At 39.9% G+C, this 19,947-nt stretch carries 21 protein-coding genes; 9 read left to right on the forward strand and 12 right to left on the reverse strand.

Annotated elements, in window-relative coordinates:
- Positions 1-61: 61 nt before the first annotated feature.
- The 4 genes from AC04QZ_RS04140 to AC04QZ_RS04155 all read left to right on the forward strand — a co-directional run bounded on the left by AC04QZ_RS04140 (position 62) and on the right by AC04QZ_RS04155 (position 3,670).
- Positions 62-553 (forward strand): YajQ family cyclic di-GMP-binding protein, encoded by a 492-nt coding sequence (locus tag AC04QZ_RS04140; RefSeq protein WP_086546510.1) that lies wholly within the window; start codon positions 62-64, stop codon positions 551-553.
- Between the two features lie 178 nt (positions 554-731).
- The gene (locus AC04QZ_RS04145; RefSeq protein ID WP_478356690.1) at positions 732-1,178 is read left to right on the forward strand and encodes a GNAT family N-acetyltransferase; all 447 of its coding nucleotides are present in this window, start codon (positions 732-734) and stop codon (positions 1,176-1,178) included.
- Between the two features lie 58 nt (positions 1,179-1,236).
- The gene (locus AC04QZ_RS04150) at positions 1,237-1,833 is read left to right on the forward strand and encodes a DUF4142 domain-containing protein (protein WP_478356691.1); all 597 of its coding nucleotides are present in this window, start codon (positions 1,237-1,239) and stop codon (positions 1,831-1,833) included.
- A 223-nt stretch (positions 1,834-2,056) separates the two neighbouring features.
- On the forward strand, positions 2,057-3,670 hold the full coding sequence (locus AC04QZ_RS04155; protein ID WP_478356692.1) for a S8 family peptidase: 1,614 nt from the start codon (positions 2,057-2,059) through the stop codon (positions 3,668-3,670).
- Between the two features lie 82 nt (positions 3,671-3,752).
- Here the strand turns inward: AC04QZ_RS04155 and AC04QZ_RS04160 are convergent, their stop codons facing one another.
- Genes AC04QZ_RS04160 through AC04QZ_RS04170 form a run of 3 tightly spaced genes read right to left on the reverse strand, consistent with a single transcriptional unit; the run spans position 3,753 to position 7,482 of the window.
- Positions 3,753-5,876 carry a xanthine dehydrogenase family protein molybdopterin-binding subunit gene (locus tag AC04QZ_RS04160; protein WP_478356693.1) on the reverse strand — a complete coding sequence of 708 codons (2,124 nt, stop codon included), beginning with the start codon at positions 5,874-5,876 and terminating at the stop codon, positions 3,753-3,755.
- Positions 5,877-5,878: 2 nt separating this feature from the next.
- Complete coding sequence (locus tag AC04QZ_RS04165; RefSeq protein ID WP_478356694.1) at positions 5,879-6,862, reverse strand: FAD binding domain-containing protein; 984 nt, start codon at positions 6,860-6,862, stop codon at positions 5,879-5,881.
- Entirely contained in the window at positions 6,859-7,482 is a 624-nt protein-coding gene (locus AC04QZ_RS04170) for a (2Fe-2S)-binding protein (protein WP_086546516.1), read from the reverse strand. The genes AC04QZ_RS04165 and AC04QZ_RS04170 overlap by 4 nt, the downstream gene beginning before the upstream one ends.
- 175 nt (positions 7,483-7,657) lie before the next feature.
- On the opposite strand from AC04QZ_RS04170, the gene AC04QZ_RS04175 reads away from it, so the two are divergent.
- Positions 7,658-8,308, forward strand: a complete 651-nt coding sequence (locus AC04QZ_RS04175) for a YceH family protein (protein WP_086546517.1) — start codon at positions 7,658-7,660, stop codon at positions 8,306-8,308.
- Positions 8,309-8,704: 396 nt separating this feature from the next.
- On the opposite strand, the gene fabF is transcribed toward AC04QZ_RS04175, so the two are convergent.
- The 5 genes from fabF to AC04QZ_RS04200 are packed head-to-tail and all read right to left on the reverse strand — an operon-like array spanning position 8,705 to position 12,093.
- Positions 8,705-9,955, reverse strand: coding sequence for a beta-ketoacyl-ACP synthase II (gene fabF, locus AC04QZ_RS04180; protein WP_478356695.1), 1,251 nt, complete (start codon positions 9,953-9,955; stop codon positions 8,705-8,707).
- Between the two features lie 11 nt (positions 9,956-9,966).
- Positions 9,967-10,185, reverse strand: a complete 219-nt coding sequence (locus AC04QZ_RS04185; RefSeq protein WP_086546519.1) for a DUF2798 domain-containing protein — start codon at positions 10,183-10,185, stop codon at positions 9,967-9,969.
- Positions 10,186-10,199: 14 nt separating this feature from the next.
- Positions 10,200-10,970: an SDR family oxidoreductase gene (locus AC04QZ_RS04190; protein WP_478356696.1), complete on the reverse strand. Its 771-nt coding sequence runs from the start codon at positions 10,968-10,970 to the stop codon at positions 10,200-10,202.
- Positions 10,971-10,981: 11 nt separating this feature from the next.
- Entirely contained in the window at positions 10,982-11,467 is a 486-nt protein-coding gene (locus tag AC04QZ_RS04195; RefSeq protein ID WP_478356697.1) for a PaaI family thioesterase, read from the reverse strand.
- A 38-nt stretch (positions 11,468-11,505) separates the two neighbouring features.
- Positions 11,506-12,093: a TetR/AcrR family transcriptional regulator gene (locus AC04QZ_RS04200; RefSeq protein ID WP_478356698.1), complete on the reverse strand. Its 588-nt coding sequence runs from the start codon at positions 12,091-12,093 to the stop codon at positions 11,506-11,508.
- A gap of 147 nt (positions 12,094-12,240) precedes the next feature.
- On the opposite strand from AC04QZ_RS04200, the gene AC04QZ_RS04205 reads away from it, so the two are divergent.
- From AC04QZ_RS04205 to AC04QZ_RS04215, 3 genes are all read left to right on the forward strand, one after another.
- Positions 12,241-13,152, forward strand: coding sequence for a helix-turn-helix domain-containing protein (locus AC04QZ_RS04205; RefSeq protein WP_086546522.1), 912 nt, complete (start codon positions 12,241-12,243; stop codon positions 13,150-13,152).
- Between the two features lie 82 nt (positions 13,153-13,234).
- Complete coding sequence (locus AC04QZ_RS04210; RefSeq protein ID WP_478356699.1) at positions 13,235-14,077, forward strand: SDR family NAD(P)-dependent oxidoreductase; 843 nt, start codon at positions 13,235-13,237, stop codon at positions 14,075-14,077.
- Positions 14,078-14,097: 20 nt separating this feature from the next.
- Positions 14,098-14,949: an SDR family oxidoreductase gene (locus tag AC04QZ_RS04215; protein ID WP_478356700.1), complete on the forward strand. Its 852-nt coding sequence runs from the start codon at positions 14,098-14,100 to the stop codon at positions 14,947-14,949.
- Positions 14,950-15,156: 207 nt separating this feature from the next.
- Here the strand turns inward: AC04QZ_RS04215 and AC04QZ_RS04220 are convergent, their stop codons facing one another.
- Genes AC04QZ_RS04220 through AC04QZ_RS04230 form a run of 3 tightly spaced genes read right to left on the reverse strand, consistent with a single transcriptional unit; the run spans position 15,157 to position 16,530 of the window.
- Positions 15,157-15,576, reverse strand: a complete 420-nt coding sequence (locus AC04QZ_RS04220) for an arsenate reductase ArsC (RefSeq protein WP_478356701.1) — start codon at positions 15,574-15,576, stop codon at positions 15,157-15,159.
- 19 nt (positions 15,577-15,595) lie between these two features.
- A complete protein-coding gene (locus AC04QZ_RS04225) occupies positions 15,596-16,162 on the reverse strand; it encodes a DUF6428 family protein (protein ID WP_478356702.1) in 567 nt (188 codons plus the stop codon).
- Between the two features lie 38 nt (positions 16,163-16,200).
- The gene (locus AC04QZ_RS04230) at positions 16,201-16,530 is read right to left on the reverse strand and encodes an ArsR/SmtB family transcription factor (RefSeq protein WP_131530111.1); all 330 of its coding nucleotides are present in this window, start codon (positions 16,528-16,530) and stop codon (positions 16,201-16,203) included.
- A 142-nt stretch (positions 16,531-16,672) separates the two neighbouring features.
- On the opposite strand from AC04QZ_RS04230, the gene AC04QZ_RS04235 reads away from it, so the two are divergent.
- Positions 16,673-17,086, forward strand: a complete 414-nt coding sequence (locus tag AC04QZ_RS04235; RefSeq protein ID WP_478356703.1) for an EamA family transporter — start codon at positions 16,673-16,675, stop codon at positions 17,084-17,086.
- Between the two features lie 253 nt (positions 17,087-17,339).
- Here AC04QZ_RS04235 and AC04QZ_RS04240 read toward each other — a convergent pair whose 3' ends face one another.
- Positions 17,340-19,625 (reverse strand): GH92 family glycosyl hydrolase, encoded by a 2,286-nt coding sequence (locus AC04QZ_RS04240; protein WP_478356704.1) that lies wholly within the window; start codon positions 19,623-19,625, stop codon positions 17,340-17,342.
- Positions 19,626-19,947: the final 322 nt, after the last annotated feature.

Genomic DNA, 19,947 nt, shown 5'->3' on the forward strand with positions numbered 1-19,947 from the left:
TTTGTGAGAATGGATTAATTTCTATTAAATCTACTTATTTTTTTACTTTAAAGCTAAAACCATGCCTTCTTTTGATATTGTAAGTAAAGTTGATGCGCAGACATTAGACAACGCCATTAACAATGCTAAAAAAGAAATTCTTAACCGATTCGACTTTAACGGATCGAAAAGCACGATCGATCTGGATAAAAAAACAAATGTGGTAACCATTGTTACTGAAGATGATATGCGCTTAAAAGCAATAGAAGGTTCTATCATTTCGCGGATGATGAAACAGAATTTAGATCCGAAAAGTTTAAATTTTGGCGACGAGCATCAGGCATCGGGTAACATGATCAGAAAAGAAATCAGCATTAAAGAAGGATTAGACAAAGAGGCTGCTAAAAAAGTGGTGGCAAAAATCAAAGCCAGCGGTTTAAAAGTTCAACCTTCCATTATGGACGATCAGGTTCGCGTAACTGCAAAAAAAATCGACGATCTGCAAGCAGTAATCAACCTGTGCAGAAATGAAGATTTTGGTCAACCGCTTCAGTATATCAACATGCGTAACTAGGTGTTAAACGGGTTAATTGTATAAAAGTTGAAATTGGTTAATTGTTAGATAATTCGACACGATTAAGCACTTAACCGATTTCAATGATTAACCAGCCAAATAACTGACCGATTAAGCAATGTATGCTATTACGGATTTTGACAGCACAACAATCATTCAAAATTCAATCATTATTCATATGGAAATCAGCGAAAACGGATTTATATTTTCTGATAAAAAAGCGCTTTTAGTTATCGATGACATACATCATTATTTAAGTGTAGAATCGTACTGGGCAAAAGGTATTCCGCTGGATACCGTAAAACGTTCCATAGAAAATTCGCTTTGTTTTGGTATTTATAAAGATCAGGAGCAAGTGGGTTTTGCACGCTGGGTAACGGATAAGGCTACTTTTGCCTGGCTTTGCGATGTTTACATTAAAGAAAGTTACCGTGGCTTGGGCTTATCGAAAAAACTGATGTCTTTTATGATTTTCCACCCAGAGCTACAAGGATTAAGGCGCTACCAGCTAGCTACTTTAGATGCACATAGCCTGTATGCACAATTTGGCTTCTCTCCAATCCAAAACCCGGAAAATCAAATGGGTATTGTGATTCCAAACATATATAACCAAGCCCCAGAATAGATAAAAAAAACCTTTTTCCAACGCTCTTGTTTTTAAACCTATAAAACATAGAGAAAACATGAAAAAGATATTTTTATTGTCCGCCGGGATTGCCTTAGCGCTTTCCTTTCAAGCTTGTCAAACCGCTGATAAAAAATCGGCTACCACTAAAGACAGTATTTCTGGAGATACCAACATGGTAAACGGCAACCATGTTACAGGTGCAGAAAGTACCGAATCGGGTGTTGATGAGGCTGGAGCAACTTTTTTAAGAAAAGCAGCTGTTGGCGGCATTATGGAAGTTGAAGCAGCCAAAATTGCCCAAACCAATGCCAAAAGTGCTGAGGTAAAAGAATTTGCAGCCAAAATGTTAACCGATCATACGAAAGCCAATACAGAATTAAAGGCTTTGGCCATAAACAAAAAGGTAATTACCCCCGATGCCTTGCCTGCAGATGATCAGATCCACCTGGATGAAATGAAGAAAATAACCGGTACAGCCTTTGATCTACATTATATGCAAATGATGGTTACTGATCATGAAAAAACAATAAACTTGTTTAAACTCGGCATGCAGAACCGCGATCAGGCCATTAAAACCTGGGCTGGTAATACATTGAAGGTAATCGAATTGCACGATGAAATGGCCAAAAAGATTGTAGCGAACTTAAAATAGATTGTTTTTCAATAAAGATAAATCGTTATTTCGAGAGAAGTCGAGCACCACATGGTGCTCAGCGAAGCTGAATCTGTGTGAATAGATTGCTCTGGTCGAGATGACGATTTTCTATAAGCCTCGTATAAATGAACAAAATGTGTGAAAGACATCATTTTTAATACAATTTCTTTCTAAAAAGAAATTAAAATTAACTTTCGCCGTTTAATACAAAAATACATAAATGAATAAGAGTAGAATTTTCAGCGCGCTTTTAAGTGTCGCGCTCATCAGTGCTGTACCAACTTTAGTCCATGCACAAAAAGCAAATTGGCAAAATCTTGATCTTAAAACCGATAGTACATTCGGAATCAGTACCGAAAAAGCATATAAAGAACTTCTAAAGGGGAAAAAATCTGTTAAAGTGATCGTGGCCGTGAATGATGGCGGTGTAGAAGCTAATCACGAGGATTTAAAAAGGATAATGTGGGTTAATACCAAAGAAATAGCGGGTAATGGCAAAGACGATGATAAAAATGGCTATATCGACGATATCAACGGCTGGAACTTTATTGGTGGCCCAAAAGAATCTATAAATTTTGAAACGCTGGAGTTAACGCGTTTAGTACGCCATAATCAAGACCGTTTTGCCAATACCACTGATGCAAATGTTGCAGAAAAAGATAAAAAGGACTTTGCTGTATTTAAAGCACAAAGAGCTGATTTAGAAAAGCAACTGGCAGAAGCTAAAGAAAATCTGGCAGGGTTAACAGGTTTCAAAGCAGCGCTTGATGCAGTAGTCAAAAAAATTGGCAAACCAGACCCTAGCCTTGACGACTTTAAAAATTTTAAACCAGTTACCGATGTTGATGCCCGGGTACAAGCGGTAGTAATTGAGGAATTAGGAAAAAATACCTTTAAAGATTTTTATGAGGAGCAGATTACAGAGGGCTTTGACTATTATAGCCGCCAGGTTAATTATAATTTAAATCTCGACTACGATCCACGCGCTATTGTGGGCGATGACCCGAACAATGTTAAGGAGAAATTTTATGGAAACAATGATATAGCTGGTCCTGATGCCATGCACGGCACGCACGTAGCAGGTATTATCGCCGCTGACAGAACAAATAAACTGGGCATTTTAGGTGTGGCGGATAATGTGGCTATTATGGGTGTTCGTTGTACGCCTAATGGTGATGAGAGAGATAAGGATGTTGCAAACGCAATTCGTTATGCTGTTGATAATGGTGCTAAGGTAATTAACATGAGTTTCGGCAAGCCTTATACTGAGAACAAAGAAGTTGTTAACGAAGCGATGAAATATGCCGTTGAAAAAGATGTATTGATTGTACAGGCTGCCGGTAACGAAAACAAAAACATCGATGTAGAAAGTAATTTTCCTAACCACAAAGATTTAGATGAAAAAACCATTGCTTCATGGATAACCGTTGGTGCATCAGGTCCTAAAGATGATGAAACACTTAAAGCTAGTTTCTCTAACTACGGTAAAACGCAGGTAGATGTATTTGCGCCTGGAGTTAAAATTTATTCATCAGTACCTGGTTCTAAATACAAAAACTTAGACGGAACAAGTATGGCCTCTCCTGTTGTAGCGGGTTTAGCGGGATTAATCCGCTCTTATTACCCTAAATTAACGGCTGCCCAGGTGAAAGAAATTATTGTTAAATCGGTAACGAAGGTTAACCATAATGTAGAATATGCTAAAAGCGAAGAACCTGGGGCAGAAAAAATTTCTGTTCCTTTCTCCGACCTTTGTATCAGCGGTGGCATTGTAAATACTTATAATGCCCTAAAATTAGCAGCAACTTACAATGGTAAGGCCGTTGCTAAATAATTTAAAGATAGTGATTAAACAAAAAATGCGTCCCGATATAAAATCGGGACGCATTTTTTGTTTAAGATATTTAGAGAAGTAATTATGCCAAAATCTTATCGGGTGTTATCGGCAATGTTCTGATCCTTTTTCCGGTGGCATTAAAAACGGCATTGGCTACTGCTGCAGAAAAACCGATCAGGGCTATTTCGCCCATACCTTTTGCCCCCATGGGATTAATATAAGGATCAGGTTTATTGATAAAATTAACATCAATCTCTGGTACATCCGCATTTACCGGAACGTGGTAATCGGCAAAATTGTTGTTGATGTATCTTCCATAACGGTGATCGATGATGGATTCTTCCGTTAGCGCCATCCCAATTCCACCCACTGCACCGCCTAGCATCTGACTTCGTGCCGTTTTCGGACTTACAATGGTACCTGAATCGCCTACGGAAACAATTTTACTCACTTTTACTACGCCTGTTAGGGAATGAACTTTGACCTGCACAAAATGAATCGAGAACGAATACATCGAGTAACTATCTTTTTCCTTGCCGCCCTGGCTCTCTTTGGTTACTTCTATTTGCGGCAGGTTATTCTTTTTTAAAACATCAACAAAATTAGCCGTAGCATCCATATTTGAATTTGCGGCCAGTTCTGCAATTGCAGACTTTAATGCCACACAAACATCGTTCACGGCTGAACCTACGGTAGATAATGTAGCCGATCCACCCTGACTTGGTGCTGGTGGCAAAGAAGAATCGCCCAATTCAAACGTAATTTTATTTACAGGAATCTTCATTAATTTATTGGCAATTAAAGTCATGCCAGTTCCTGTTCCCGGGCCAATATCACTGGTTGCACTTTGCAAAAGCAGCGAGCCGTCAGCCTTTAAAATCCCCTTCACGCTGGCCTTGCCCCTGTTGGCGTTAAACACCCCCACACTTACCCCATAACCGGTTTGCCATGGTCCTTCTGTCAAACTACCCGGTTTATTTTTCCGGTTGCTCCATCCTATTTTTTCGGCCCCGATTTTATAGGCTTCTTTAATGTTTTTGCTTGAAAAGGGTTTATTTTTCTGCTGATCGGTTTCAGGATCGTTTTTGATTCTAAAATCCAATGGATCCATATCAAGGGCATGCGCCATCTCGTCAATTGCACTTTCAAGCGCAAAAGCTCCTGTTGCTTCGCCTGGTCCACGCATCCATATCGGTACGCCCAGATCAACCGGTACAATGGCATACGAAGTATTTACATTATCGCATTGGTACATAAACTTCGCCATGTTCACCACCCCTTCGGTAAAGTTCTCATAAGTGGAAGTTTCGCCATACGCCCTATGCGTAATACCTGTTAATTTACCATCTTTATTTGCGCCCAAACCGATGGTTTGTATCGCTGCCGGCCGATTACCGACCATTGTAAACATCTGCATCCTCGTAATCACCACTTTTACAGGTTTACCAATATGTTTGGAAGCCATCACTGTTGCAATTTCGAGTGGCCATGTACGCAAAGCCATGCCAAAACCACCGCCCACAAACTCCGAATTCACCTGAATATTCTCCATCGGAATTTTAAAAACGTTGGCAATAGTGCCCTGCGTAGCTTTTACACCCTGTGTTTTGGCATAAACGGTAATTTGGTTATTGGGTCGCCAATCGGCAATAATCCCATGCAGTTCCATCGGGTTATGTGTTTCAATTGGCAGAAAATATCTTTCTTCGAGCTTTACCTCCGCGGTTTTATAGGCATTTTCTACGCCTCGTTTATAGTCAGCTTGCCCCTGTAGCTTTTTAGCCTTCGGATCTTTTAAAGCCTTTTCAAAATCGGTATTGAATTCTTCTTTGGCATAGGTTGCTTTAACGAGTGAGGCGGCATGAGTAGCCCTTTCGAAAGTATTCGCCACCACGATTGCAATGGGTTGCCCGTTATAAAAAATCTTATCAGTATAAAAAATCTTCATCTGCGGACCACCTTCCTGCTCATAAGCAGCTGCTGAGGGCTTATTCAAGTGCGAAACCACAGCAATTACACCCGGTGCTTTTTCAGCGGCCCTGGTATCAAGCGCAGTAATTTTCCCCTTGGTAATGGTACTGGTTACCAAAACACCATAGGTTAAACCAGGTAATTCATATTCAGCAAAATACTTAGCTTGTCCGGTAACTTTCAAAATTCCATCTACGCGATCGTTATCGTCTTTTAACATTCTCTTTTCCATAACTAAGCTTTTGATTTTGCAAGATTCAACGCTTCAATAATCGTATTGGGTGCCAGTTTAAGTTTGAAGTCGTTCCCTCCAAAGCTTTTAGCATCCTTCATGGCCAACTGAGCCGCCTGTTCGAAATTCGACAAGGTAGCTTCTTTTCCTTTTAAGAAATTTTCAGATGCCGTTAAACGCCAGGGTTTGTGCGCTACACCACCCATGGCTAGCCGAATGTCGGTAATTTTATTATTGCTGATCTCAAAGGCTGCTGCTACGGATACCAGTGCAAAAGCGTAGGAAGCCCGGTCCCTAACTTTTAGATAATGGTAATTTTTAGCCAGGTTATTCACCGGAATCTCCAAACGGATAATCATTTCATCAAGCTTTAAGTTATTGTCTAACTGCGGCGTATCTCCTGCCAGGCGATGAAATTCTTTAAATGGCATTTTACGCTCTCCTTTGGCGTTGGCCAATATCACTTCAGCATCTAAAGCGACTAAAGCGACACACATATCGCTGGGATGAACGGCAATACATTTCTCTGAAGTCCCGAAAATAGCATGCATGCGGTTGAAACCTTCCATGGCCCCACAGCCCGTTCCGGGCTGACGTTTGTTACAAGGCATTTCAGTGTCGTAAAAATAGCCACAACGTGTACGCTGCATCATGTTACCACCAACCGTAGCTACATTTCTCAGTTGCGCAGATGCCCCTGCCTGTAAAGCCCATGAAAGTAAGGGTAGCTTCTCTTTTATCAGGGCATGATCTGCAACAGCTGTATTGGAAGCTAAAGCACCAATGTGAATTTTATTCCCAATCTGATCAATTTGTTTCAGTGGAACATGATTGATGTCGATGAGCTTTTCGGGTGCAGTAACCCCTCTTTTCATCAGGTCAATCAGATTGGTACCACCAGCCAGGAATTTTGCATTTTTATCTTTTACCAATAAGGCAATTGCTGATTTTGCCGTGGTTGTTCTTAAATATTGAAAATTGATCATACCGTTTCGCCTCCTTCCTTAACTTCAATAATTGCATCAACTATATTAGGATAAGCACCACACCTACAGATATTTCCACTCATATATTCGCTTATCTCTGCTCTCGAACCGGTATGACCTTCACGCACACAGGCTACGGCCGACATAATCTGACCAGGTGTACAATACCCGCACTGAAAACCATCGTGTTTGATAAATGCCGCCTGCATGGGGTGTAAAGTATCGCCGTTTGCCAAACCTTCAATTGTAGTGATTTTCTTCCCCTCATTCATCACGGCCAGACTCAGGCAGGAATTTACCCTTTGTCCATCCACATGAACGGTGCAAGCACCACACTGACCATGATCACAGCCTTTTTTAGTGCCTGTTAAGTGCAGTTCTTCCCGCAAATAATCTAAAAGTGTTACCCTGGGCTCTACTGTTGTTTGATAAGCTTTATTATTTACCGTAAGCTTTAAGGGAATTTTCTCAAAAAGTTCTGCGAAACGCTCATCAGCATTACTTTCAGCGGCTTTAACAGCAACGCCTGGTGTTAAGGCAATGGCGGTAATTACTGAGCTTTTTTTGAGGAAATCGCGCCTGCTATCACCCTGATTTGGTTTCTGATCGGAAGATTTCATAATTGGATATTTAGATATTGGGATGTACTCCTAAGTTCGTAATTCTTAAGTTCTTATTGTAGCCATTCAGAAATTTAGAATTATTCTATTGAGTAATATTTTTATATAACGCCTTAGAAACAAATCATTAACAAAATAATTTTCAAAATGTTCAACCAATTTATACTTTTATAACATGGACAACGTAAAACCACTACCCGATTTATCAGCAGAAGAACAACGCGTTTTAGGCTCATTAATAGAAAAAAGCAGAACTACGCCCGATTATTACCCAATGACTTTGAACAGTTTAACAGCTGCCTGTAACCAGAAAAGCTCGAGAAATCCGGTGGTAAATTACGATGAGGAAACCATCACTTTAACACTCAATCAACTTAAAATAAAAGGTTTAATCTCCACTGCTACAGGAGGATCAAGCCGTGCAACTAAATACAAACATAATCTGGCCATTGTTTATCCTTTAGTGCCATCGGAGTTAGCCATTATCTGTCTTTTACTTTTACGCGGACCGTTAACACCGGGTGAAATCAATAGTAATTCGGGAAGATTATATGAATTTGAAAGTATAGAAGAAGTTTTGGAACAACTTCAGAAACTATCAGACGAAGAACCTGCCTTTGTTAAGCAACTGGCCAAGAAAGCTGGTCAGAAGGAAGCCCGTTTTGTTCATCTTTTAGGCGAGCAAGCCGAAACCACCACAGAACCCGAAACCGAAACGATAGCCGTAGCACAATTTGATCCTACAGAACTGGAAAACAGAATAGAAAAATTGGAACTGGAAATTGAAGAATTGAAAGAACTGGTTAATTTATTGATGGATAAGTAGGTTTAATGGTTCATTAGTTCATTGGTTCATTGGTTCACTGTTCATTAGTTCAATGGTCATTAGTTCATTGGTTTGTGAACCATTGTATAGCTACGGGGGTGTCAGTCTGAGCGTAGTCGAAGACCTTTACAAATAAATTCACCTTGCTTTCTGTGTCTCCGTGGCAAAAAAACTACAGTCTTAGCGAGACGCTAAGGCCAGTATGATAGAAAATTATTAGGGTCTTAGCGAGACGCTAAGACAAGTATAGTATTTGAGATCTTACATAACAGATCTCTCCATTTCGTTGCACTCCAGTCGAGATGACGACACGATTTAAACCTAAAACAAAAAGTGTTTGGCGATTAACCAAACACTTTATTAAATTTCCAATTAAGCTGGGAATGATAAAATCAATTAAGCCTCGTACTTTTTAAAAATAGTACTCGCGGTGTGACCACCGAAACCAAATGTGTTGTTTAAAACATAATTGATCTCTTTTTTAATACTATCTTCCAATACGAAATTCAATCCTTTCGGGATGTTTTCATCCAGGTTTTTAGTATTAATGGTAGGCGGGATTACATTATCTCTGATTGATAAAATACTGATTACGCTTTCAACCGCTCCTGCTGCACCAAGTAAATGACCTGTCATTGATTTTGTTGCGCCAATCACTACTGGCAAACCGTTAAAAACAGTATTAATGGCCTGTAGTTCACTCAAATCACCCAATCCGGTTGAAGTAGCATGTGCATTAATATAATCGATTTTATCGGCAGTAATTCCGGCATCCTTCAAAGCTTTTGTCATCCCCAAAGCCGCACCAACTCCATCAGGAGGTGTTCCGGTTAAGTGATAAGCATCAGCTGCCATTCCACCACCAATAATCTCTGCATAAATATGTGCGCCACGTGCTAAAGCATGGTTCAGATCTTCTAAAACCAATGCGCCCGCACCCTCGCTCATCACAAAACCATCTCTATCGGCATCAAAAGGTTTTGAAGCGCCCTGAGGATTATCGTTATTTTTTGATAAAGCCTGAGCGGCATTAAATCCGCCAACCGATGATTTGGTAAGCGCTGCTTCCGAGCCACCTGCAATCATGATACTTGCTTTGCCCAAACGAATGGTATCGAAAGCATTGATAATGGCAGTATTTGATGATGCACAAGCCGATACGGTACAATAATTCGGACCACGCAATTTATGACGGATAGAAATGGCACCTGCAGCGATGTCAACAATCATTTTCGGAATAAAAAACGGACTGAACCTTGGTGTGCCATCACCTGCATGAAATTCTTCCAGTTGTGCTTCAAAAGTACCTATCCCACCATTTCCGGTTGCCCAGATTACACCAACTTCAGCCAATTGATCATCGCTCATTGCGCTGAAATCCAATCCCGAATCTTTTATTGCCTGGTCGCTCGAGCCAATGGCATACTGGGTAAACAAATCAAACTTTTTAATTTCCTTTTTATCCAGGTATGCTTCAGGATTAAAATCTTTTACTTCACCCGCAAAATGGGTTTTAAATTTACTCGAATCAAATTTTGTAATGGGGCCAATGCCACTTTTTCCGGCTAATATCTGTTGCCAAAATTGCTCAACGGTATTACCAAGCGGTGTTATCGCACCTAAACCTGTTACTACTACTCTTTTCATTTTAATAATTTTTAGTCAATATCCTTGAATAAATAATCGACCAATGATTGTACGCGTGGGGCAATAATTAATATAGCAGGAATGGCTACAATGTAAGAAATGCCCCATGATTTTAACCAAACTTTCATAAAGACCGATGTAAATCCAAGATTAACACTTATGGCCGCGAAAGTAACTATTCCTGTAGTAAAAACCGCCATAATAAATGCAAATGCTACCTTCTTTTTCATTCCTGCTGTATTTTTTAATTCTGAACCGAATCAATCCAGGCTTTTCTGTTGGCATTCATCACATTCAGGGCATCGGCTGGCGATTGTCTGAACAGTTCATAAATTTTAGCGGTATCACCTACCCTGATTTCAAATTCATCATTGGCCAAAGCAGTTAAAAGGTCTTCCGCAACAACCGAAGGTTTGATGCCATTATGACCACCTATTTCTTTCGAAAATTCGGTATCAACTAAAGGCGGCATCAATTCAAAAACTTTAACAGATGTTTCTTCCAAACTCAACCTTAACGAAGTACTGTAAGAATGTAATGCTGCTTTACTGGCTGCATAAGTAGGTAAAGTAACCCCTGGAACATAAGCAACGATAGAGGATACATTTACGATAGCTGAAGCTTCCTGTTGTTTTAGAACTGGCAATAATTTTTGATTAATCCTGATGATAGACAGGTAATTGGTTAACATTTCATCTTCTGCATTCGCAAAAGCATCCTGGTTTGGATCGGCCAAATTGTAAAGCAATGCCCTTCCTGCATTGTTAATGACGATATTTAATTGAGGAAAATCGGCTTTGATGCGGCTTACCAACTGATCCACATCTTCAGCTTTGCTCACATCAGAAAGAATGGTAGTTACATTTTGTAATGATGCTGCAGCTGCATCCAGCCTGTCCTGGTTTCTGCCAGTAATTATAACATGATTATCCAAATCAGTTAACTGTTTTGCGATTTCTAATCCGATACCGGCTGTTCCGCCGATCAATAAAACGGTATTTTGTGAAGTTTTCATTTTATATTTTTTTAAAATTTTAAGATTAAACAAGTGCTCACCGCGTGAGCGTAAATGGTATTATTTTCATCAACTAACTGTGCTTCTACTAAGGCAGTACGACCGCCAAGGTTGATCACCTTCCCAATGGTTCTTAATTTTCCGGTTTGAATGGTAATGGCTTTTAGGAAATTTACCTTAAGCTCTAAAGTGGTATATCCTTTTCCGGCAGGTAAAAGCGAATGTACCGAACAACCCATAGCCGAATCTAAAATAGCCGTGATTACCCCGCCATGCACCGTACCAATCGGGTTGTAATGAAATTCCTGAGGGGTAAATTCGAAAACTACATTCCCCTTTTCAATCACACTTACACTAAAATCCAAAGTATGCAACAGTGGAGGTAAAGGGAATTGATGATTGCTCATGGCCTGCAGATAAGCTATACCATCCATCTGCATCGCTTCCTTCGCGCCTATCAAGGGATTTTCCCAACTTATTGTCCTGGTTCTTTTCATAATAAAATACCAATCGGTATATTTTAGTTTAAAAATTTTTAGCCGAGGCTATTGATATATTTTTTTAACGAATCCATAATTAAATTCCAGTGTGCTGGTTTTGCGGTCAGCCGCGAAATCATGATCCCACCTTCTATTATGGCAATAATGGTAAGTGCTATCTGTTCCGGATGATGATCTGCATGAATTTCTTTGGCAGAAATGCCCGCTTCAACCAGTTTCACTATCCTGTTCTTCCAACCCAGTACAGCTTTCACTGCCCTTTCCCTTAATGCCGGATGCGTATCATCCGCATCAATTGCAGTGTTTAAAATCGGACAACCACCTTCCGACACCGTACCATTGATAAAGTTTTGATAAATATTGATATAAACCAGTAACTTATCCTTTGCATCTTTTTGTCTGTTGATCTCCGCATCTACCTTCGACACCACATTGTTCAGGTTATAATCGAAAGCCGCCAAGGCCACTTCATCCTTATTGACGAAGTTGCCGTAAATACTGCCTTTGGTTAAACCTGTAGCAGCCGTAATATCATTTAAAGAAGTACCCGCATAACCTTTCATATTAAAAATGGGTGCGGTTTTCTCTACAATGAAATTTCTCGTTTTTTCTGCCTTGGTCATGCTCTTTTAAATTGACGATGCAAATATATACCAATCGGTATATTAAATACAAATATTTTTATCATCGCAATCTCCTTTTAATTGGAACGCTGGCTTTCATCACAGCACCATAATTTGTTTTAGGTTTGAATTTTGTAACTTTGATTTATGAACAAGCCAGAAACCATTGAAGATTTTTACCAGAACAAATTCAAGTTCCTGCCCGACAACCTACAGAATGGCGTAGGTCATTTTAACGTTTTTAAACTGGAAGATTGTTTAAGGGATGATCATAAGCCAATGAGCTATAACCGCAGGGATTATTATAAAGTATGCCTTACCCGTGGTCATAATGTTTACCACTACGCCGATAAAAGTATTGAGATAAATGGTACCGCACTTATCTTTTTCAATCCTTTGGTTCCGTATACCTGGGAACTGGCCAGTGGCAATAAAAGTGACGTAACGGGTTTCTTCTGCATTTTTACCGAAGCCTTTTTTACCGAAAAGATCCGTGGAAATATTGGCGATTTACCCATGTTTGTGCCCGGAGGAAAACCTGCTTACTTTCTGGATGATAAACAGGATGCGCAAATTGAGGCTATTTTTGCTAAAATGTTTGAGGAAATCAATTCTGATTACATTTATAAATACGACTTACTCAGAAACTACATTACTGAAATTACACATTTCGCCCTCAAAACACAGCCATCAGAAGCTTTATTCAAGCATACTGATGCCAATACCAGGATTACTTCTGTTTTTACGGAGTTACTGGAACGCCAGTTCCCCATCGAAACGACCACGCAAAGGTTTACCATGCGCTCGGCCAAAGATTACGCTTCGCAGCTTTCGGTACATGTAAACCACTTAAACCGTGCAATTAAAGAAACCACTGGCAAAACCACTACACATTATATTACTGAGCGCTTATTAAGTGAGGCCAAGGCTTTATTGAAACATACCGACTGGAATATATCGGAAATAGGTTATTGCCTGGGGTTTGAAGAACCTACCCATTTTAATAACTTTTTCAAAAAACTGACCAACCATACCCCTACTTCTTACCGGATTGTTTGAATTTCGTAATCATCAGTTTGATTAACGTAATAAACGTGATTCATCTTCACTGTAATTTTGTCTTAACAAAAAAGATAAAACTATGGGCAAGAAAAAAGTTTGGTTTATTACCGGAGCTTCAAAGGGCTTAGGATTAAGTTTGGTTCATCAGTTGCTAAATGCTGGCCAATATGTTGCGGCCACATCAAGAAATATCGGTGAACTTAAAAAAGCAGTAAATAATGATGGCGGAAAATTCCTTCCGCTGGCGGTTAACCTGGTCAACGAACAAAGTGTGGAGGATGCGATAAAGGCGACCATTGCAAAGTTTGAAAGAATTGATGTGGTCATCAATAACGCGGGTTACGGAATCGGAGGCAGTATCGAAGAACTAAGTGACGCAGAAACGCGCAATAGTTTTGATGTTAATGTTTTCGGTACACTCAATGTCATCAGAAAAGCTTCACCTTATTTAAGGACACAACGGGCCGGGCACATCATCAACATCGCATCAATTGCAGGCATCGCAGGTGCCACCGGCTGGGCGGTATACGCTGCAGCAAAATCGGCAGTAATTGCCTTATCAGAAGTATCAGCGGAAGATCTTAAAGAGTTTGGCATAAAAGTAACCGTTGTGGCACCTGGTGCATTCAGAACCAGTTTCTTAACGGCTGATTCGTTGATTTTGGCAGCTAATCCAATTGCCGAATACGAAGAAGTGCGTGCAATACACAGTAAATACCTAAAAATGGATGGTCAGCAGATCGGTGATCCTGAGAAAGCTGCTGCTGCAATGATCTCACTGGCCAGCATGCCAAATCCACCCCTTCATTTGCTTTTAGGGAACGACGCTTTCCAAAGGGCGAATACTAAAATAGAATCGCTACAAAAGGAATTTAAAGACTGGAAAGCCATTACCATTTCGACAGATTTCGACGAAAATTAATTTAACAGACAAAATTTATTATGGAAAATCAAAAAGTATGGTTTGTAACAGGTGCATCAAAAGGCCTGGGACTAACACTAGTAAAAACATTATTAAGCAATGGTCTTAACGTTGCTGCAACCTCAAGAAACCTGAACGACTTAACAAAAGCAGTTGGCGAACACGAAAACTTCTTGCCGCTAGCGGTTGATCTAATTGATGAAAGCAGCGTAGAAGCCGCAGTTAGCCAAACAATCAGCAAATTTGGCCAGGTAGATGTAGTGGTAAATAATGCGGGCTATGGCATGCTGGGCGCTTTAGAAGAATTAAGCGATAAAGAATCGCGTCAAAATTTCGATGTGAACGTTTTCGGTTCGTTAAACGTGATCAGAAAGGTGCTTCCTCAGTTACGGAAACAACAATCTGGACACATTTTCAATATTTCTTCAATCGGTGGATTTTCAGGAAACTTCCCTGGTTTTGGCATCTATTGCGCGACAAAATTCGCTGTGGTTGGTTTCACCGAGTCCTTAGCTGCCGAAGTTAAATCACTGGGCATCAAAGCAACAGTTGTAGAACCAGGTTATTTCAGAACAGCATTTCTTACTGAGGGATCATTAGCAGTGCCAAATAAACCAATTGATGCCTACAAAGAAGTGCGCGATTCGCAAGCAGCGCATCAGAACAACATTAATAATCAACAGCCTGGTGATCCGGCCAAAGCAGTGGAGGTGATTATTGAAGCTTCAAAAAGCGAAAATCCACCGCTTCATTTATTCTTAGGTCCGGATGCTTATCAGGTTGCTGATGCAAAAATTGCAGATGTACAAAGAGATATGGCCAATTGGAAATACCTGGCAACAGCTACCAACTTCGATGAGGTTGGCGCATAGCATCTAACTTAATCGTCATTTCGAGCGGAGCGCAGCGAAGTCGAGAACCCGAAGGCTCTGCAAAGCAAAATCTGTCTGGATAGCTCTCTCCATTTCACTGCGTTTCAGTCGAGATGACGTTTTTCTTTTGAGGTCTGTAAAGTCCACAGCGTTAAATAACAGTCTAAAAAAAAGGTGTTTCCTTTGAACTGCCGGCGTGCTGACCTATTAGCCTTTTAAGTTTTTCTCTACAAAATCCTTCATATAAGCCTTTACCAGATCTCTGGTATTTCTGAATTGAGCCATAATTTCTTCCTCAGTCCCTACCGCTTTAGCAGGATCTGGAAAGTTATGGTGCAGTTTTATCGCTTGCGTTGGGAAGTACGGACAACTTTCTTTTGCGTGATCGCAAACCGTAATTATATAATCGAAAGGAATATCGAAATATTCCTCAATATTGTTCGAGGTTTGACCAGAAATATCAATCCCATCTTCAGCCATTACTTTTATCGCCCTTGGGTTAACGCCATGAACTTCGATCCCTGCACTGTAGATTTTGGCTTTATCCTGAGCAAAGTATTTTAAATAACCTTCTGCCAGCTGACTTCTGCAACTATTCCCCGTGCAAAGTACCAATACATTTTTCATGTTTTTAAATTTTGAATGATTAACAACAGCCACTTCCCGGATTACAGCTATTTTGATCAGCTGCCAGATTAACCAGTTCGATTTTTCTTTTTACCGGCTGGGCAGGTGCACAACATTCTTCACCTGTTTCGGTAGTACCACAACTTCCTCCGCGGTTAATCGCTTTACATTGCGTAACATCAGGTGTCAGATCTAAAATCAGGTTCTCCCCATCAATTTTAAATTCGCCCGGAAACATCTGTCTCGTATCGAACGCAGAATTACCGAATTCAATTTTTACCACTCCATTGGGGTTTAAAGGAAGCTTACTTTCCACGAGGTTAATGATAGACAATGCTTTTTTCACCTGCATGGCCCTGCCCGCTTCCTCTTCGGTAGGTTCCCATAACTGTACGATGATTTCTGTCCAGGCGTTCATCACGCCTCCGCAATCTACCGAAACAATGGGTGCCTGTTTAATTTCGGTAATGTGATAATTGGCGTTTACCCATTTACCAGGAGCATATTGAAACTGTAATACCAATTCAGGATGTTGTTGAAGTGCGGCCTTAAAGCTGCTCCATTCGGTTGAAGATGTATTGATCATAATATTGCAATTTAACGATTGATTTATGTAAAAAATTTTTAACAGCAGTTTTGCTCACCTTTATACGAGGCAAAGAAATCGCCCAGCTGTGTTTGTAATAACTTCCAGGTTTTAGGTTCTATACAGTAACAGATACTCACCCCTTCAATAGTCCCCTGTATAATGCCTGCATTTTTAAGTTCTTTTAAATGCTGAGAAATAGTAGCCTGCGCTAACCCAAGTTCTTCCACTAAATCGCCGCAGATGCAGGTATTCGATTTAAGGATACGCTGAAGAATCGCAATCCGCGCAGGATGAGCCATCGCTTTTAATAACGCCGCCATCTGGTTTTGCTCTTCGGTAAAGATTTCTGTTTTGGTAAGTCCCATAATTATTTATCGCAATATTACGATGGGTAATTTAGAAATCAAAATTTATTTTCATTTTCAGTTTACAAAACAGATTATCTACAGAATTGTATAGTTTATTTACCATAAACGCATTTATAAATGAAGATTAAACAAAATTAATATGTGGAAATTTTATGCCATATTATCTGCTGTATTTGCAGCTGCGACAGCCATTTTAGCTAAAGTTGGATTAAAAGGTGTTAATGGAAATATAGCAATAGCCATAAGAACCATTGTGATCTTATTTATTGCATGGGGCATTGTGCTGGCCACAGGAGAAATTACCCAGCTTAAAACATTGAGCAAAAATAACCTCATATTTTTAGGTTTATCGGGCCTTGCGACAGGTTTATCGTGGATTTTCTATTTTAAAGCGCTCGAAACAGGAAATGTTTCTAAAGTTGCACCGATTGATAAATTAAGTGTAGCTATTGCGATGGGTTTAGCCTTTTTAATTTTAAAAGAACCGATTGAAGCAAAAACATTAATTGGTGGAGGCTTAATTGTTGCAGGTAGTTTGGTGATATTACTTTAAAGAGCTGGCGTATTCTTTTATCCAAGGAGGCACTGAAAACAAAGAAATTTGATTGATAATGAACTTTGGTTATGCTCAGACTTACAGTTTAAAAAAGTCGTCATCTCGACCGGAACGTAGTGGAGTGGAGAGATCTATCTCGAGACAGATTTCTCGGCTACGTTGCACTGCGCTCGAAATGACGATATTCGGAAGGTAAAAAAACCGTTAACTAAATTAGTCAACGGTTTAATTTGTACAGGGATGAGAAAAATTATTTTTTAGGCTTAGCGCTCATATAAAAACTAAGCTTTCCGCCATTGGTGATATCTGAGTGTTTAATTTTATGATCGGTAATTTCTTTGCCGTTCAGTAAAACTTTCTCAACATAAACATTTTTATCACTCTGTTTAATGGCCTCAACCGTAAATGTTTTGCCGTTTTCTAAGTTAATTACAGCGTTGTTAATCAATGGGCTACCCAACGAATATACATCAGAACCTGGTGCTACCGGATAAAACCCTAAAGAAGAGAACATGTACCAGGCGCTCATCTGCCCGCAGTCGTCATTTCCACCTAAACCATCGGCAGTAGGTTTGTACTGCATATTTAAGATGTGACGGATCTGCGCCTGTGTTTTCCATGGCTGATCGGTCCAGTTGTACAGGTAAGCGATATGGTGTGCAGGCTCATTACCATGTACATAACCACCAATAATACCTTCGCGGGTAATATCTTCCGTATGCGCAAAAAACTCATCTGGTAAATGCATGGTGAATAAAGTATCCAGACGGGTTGCAAATTTCTTTTTACCGCCCATCATTTCGATCAGCGAAGCCGGATCCTGTGGCACAAAGAAACTGTAGTTCCAGCTATTGCCTTCAATAAAACCTTGTCCTTCGGTATCTTTTGGATCAAATTCTTTTTTAAATGTTCCATCCGCCAATTTCGGACGCATAAAACCAGTAGCACTATCGTAATTGTTTTTCCAGTTGTTAGCACGTTTGATAAATTCATCATAAACATCCATACGGTTTAATTTTTTAGCCAATTGTGCAATCGACCAGTCATCGTAAGAATATTCCAGGTTATTCGAAACTGAAATGCCAGATTTTTCGGCCGGGATGTAACCTTTATCCATATAATAGCCAATTCCCTCATAGTCGCGGTGTTTTGCTGTTGCAATACAGGCATCTAAAGCCTTGTTGGCATCGCCACTATAGGTACCTTTTATAATCGCATCAGCAATTACTGAAACACTATGATAACCACTCATACACCAGTTATCGTTAGCATAGTGCGACCAGATTGGCAACATATGCAAGCTACTTTGATCGTAATGCGCCAGCATCGATTTTACCATATCGTTACTGCGGCCAGGCTGCGTAATATTGAAGAATGGATGTAAAGCACGGTATGTATCCCAAAGCGAGAATGTAGTGTAATTGGTAAAGCCTTCTGCTTTGTGTACCCCTTGATCTAAACCTTTATACTCACCATTGATATCGGTATAGGTTGTAGGATTGATAAAAGCATGGTACAATGCAGTATAAAAATTAATTTTATTATCGTTAGAAGTAGTTACCTGTATTTTATTCAATTCTTTATTCCAGGTCGCCTGTGCCTGAGCCTTTACTTTATCGAAATCCCAACCCGAGATTTCTGCACGCATATTCTGCAAGGCATTTTCCTGACTCACCGGCGATAAGGCAAACTTAATTTTGATCTTCTCTCCTTCCCGGGTATCGAAATCAAAGAACATTTTTAGCTTTTTGCCCGCAATTTCAGGGAAGTTCTGTTCCTGGTTAAATTTGCCCCAAAAACCTCTGTAAGCTTGTTTGGCATCGTAGCTTTTACGGCCATAACTTTTAAAAGGTTTAGAAAAACTCATCGCAAAATAAACCGTTCTGGTTCTGGCCCATCCGTTGGTTTGGCGGTAACCTGTAATCAAGGTGTCATTTACCACGCGAACGTAAGTCCAAACCGTTTTTTCTTCGTAATTGTAAATACCAGCCATCAGATCCAAAATAATGTGCGATTGATCTGATTTAGGGAAAGTATATTGGTGCATCCCTACCCTCGTGGTTGAGGTTAATTCGGCGGTAATGTTATCATCATCCAACTTTACTTTGTAATAACCTGCCTCTGCAACTTCGTTGGCATGCGAAAATGCAGAACGGTAACCACTTTTAGGATCTGATGCCGTACCAGGGTTTAACTGTAATTTACCCTGGGTTGGCATAATGAGAAAATCGCCTAAATCTGAGTGACCGGTACCGCTAAAATGGGTATGACTAAAACCGGTAATTGTTTTATCCTCATATTTATAACCTGCACAGTATTTATATACATCGCCGTTGTATTTTCCATTTACTTCGTAAGATAAAGTATCCGTTTCGGGACTTAGCTGTACTGAGCCAAATGGAACCGTAGCACCAGGATAAGTATGCCCCATTTTTGAGGTGCCGATAATGGGCCGAACATACTGCACCAGATTCTGCTGTGCTGATGCAAGCATGGCCGATAGCAAAAGACAAGGCAGGATAATTTTTTTAATCATATCTTTTTAAAATTTAGCTTGTTTTATTGAAAATTCTAAGGTATTAATTTATCTTCAAATATGCATAAAACGAAAGACTAAAACGTTTAAGTAAAACAAAAAATACATTGCGGATTGTTGAAGGTACAATTTATATCTTTTTTGCTATTATTTTAAATTCTAATAACCAGGGTTCCGAAAGCTTGTAAACTGACTAGTAGAAATTGCTTACAGATTTGGGCGTTACCCAATCCCGTGAAATACGGGAAAGGGTCAGGCTTTTCAGGGCTGCGCTTCGCTCCGGTACCGGTGAAAACCGGTACTGAACCCTTACAATCCTTAA

The sequence above is a fragment of the Pedobacter folensis genome (assembly GCF_056490665.1).

Bases quoted from the DNA above. Each gene is read 5' to 3' on its own strand.
- AC04QZ_RS04230 (WP_131530111.1), bottom strand. From the start codon at position 16,530: ATGGGACTTACCAAAACAGAAATCTTTACCGAAGAGCAAAACCAGATG.
- AC04QZ_RS04185 (WP_086546519.1), bottom strand. From the start codon at position 10,185: ATGAAAAAGAAGGTAGCATTTGCATTTATTATGGCGGTTTTTACTACA.
- AC04QZ_RS04165 (WP_478356694.1), bottom strand. From the start codon at position 6,862: ATGATCAATTTTCAATATTTAAGAACAACCACGGCAAAATCAGCAATT.
- AC04QZ_RS04210 (WP_478356699.1), top strand. From the start codon at position 13,235: ATGGGCAAGAAAAAAGTTTGGTTTATTACCGGAGCTTCAAAGGGCTTA.
- AC04QZ_RS04145 (WP_478356690.1), top strand. From the start codon at position 732: ATGGAAATCAGCGAAAACGGATTTATATTTTCTGATAAAAAAGCGCTT.
- AC04QZ_RS04215 (WP_478356700.1), top strand. From the start codon at position 14,098: ATGGAAAATCAAAAAGTATGGTTTGTAACAGGTGCATCAAAAGGCCTG.
- AC04QZ_RS04150 (WP_478356691.1), top strand. From the start codon at position 1,237: ATGAAAAAGATATTTTTATTGTCCGCCGGGATTGCCTTAGCGCTTTCC.
- AC04QZ_RS04205 (WP_086546522.1), top strand. From the start codon at position 12,241: ATGAACAAGCCAGAAACCATTGAAGATTTTTACCAGAACAAATTCAAG.
- AC04QZ_RS04235 (WP_478356703.1), top strand. From the start codon at position 16,673: ATGTGGAAATTTTATGCCATATTATCTGCTGTATTTGCAGCTGCGACA.
- AC04QZ_RS04160 (WP_478356693.1), bottom strand. From the start codon at position 5,876: ATGGAAAAGAGAATGTTAAAAGACGATAACGATCGCGTAGATGGAATT.
- AC04QZ_RS04195 (WP_478356697.1), bottom strand. From the start codon at position 11,467: ATGAAAAGAACCAGGACAATAAGTTGGGAAAATCCCTTGATAGGCGCG.
- AC04QZ_RS04155 (WP_478356692.1), top strand. From the start codon at position 2,057: ATGAATAAGAGTAGAATTTTCAGCGCGCTTTTAAGTGTCGCGCTCATC.
- AC04QZ_RS04170 (WP_086546516.1), bottom strand. From the start codon at position 7,482: ATGAAATCTTCCGATCAGAAACCAAATCAGGGTGATAGCAGGCGCGAT.
- AC04QZ_RS04220 (WP_478356701.1), bottom strand. From the start codon at position 15,576: ATGAAAAATGTATTGGTACTTTGCACGGGGAATAGTTGCAGAAGTCAG.
- AC04QZ_RS04200 (WP_478356698.1), bottom strand. From the start codon at position 12,093: ATGACCAAGGCAGAAAAAACGAGAAATTTCATTGTAGAGAAAACCGCA.
- AC04QZ_RS04225 (WP_478356702.1), bottom strand. From the start codon at position 16,162: ATGATCAATACATCTTCAACCGAATGGAGCAGCTTTAAGGCCGCACTT.
- fabF (WP_478356695.1), bottom strand. From the start codon at position 9,955: ATGAAAAGAGTAGTAGTAACAGGTTTAGGTGCGATAACACCGCTTGGT.
- AC04QZ_RS04175 (WP_086546517.1), top strand. From the start codon at position 7,658: ATGGACAACGTAAAACCACTACCCGATTTATCAGCAGAAGAACAACGC.
- AC04QZ_RS04140 (WP_086546510.1), top strand. From the start codon at position 62: ATGCCTTCTTTTGATATTGTAAGTAAAGTTGATGCGCAGACATTAGAC.
- AC04QZ_RS04240 (WP_478356704.1), bottom strand. From the start codon at position 19,625: ATGATTAAAAAAATTATCCTGCCTTGTCTTTTGCTATCGGCCATGCTT.
- AC04QZ_RS04190 (WP_478356696.1), bottom strand. From the start codon at position 10,970: ATGAAAACTTCACAAAATACCGTTTTATTGATCGGCGGAACAGCCGGT.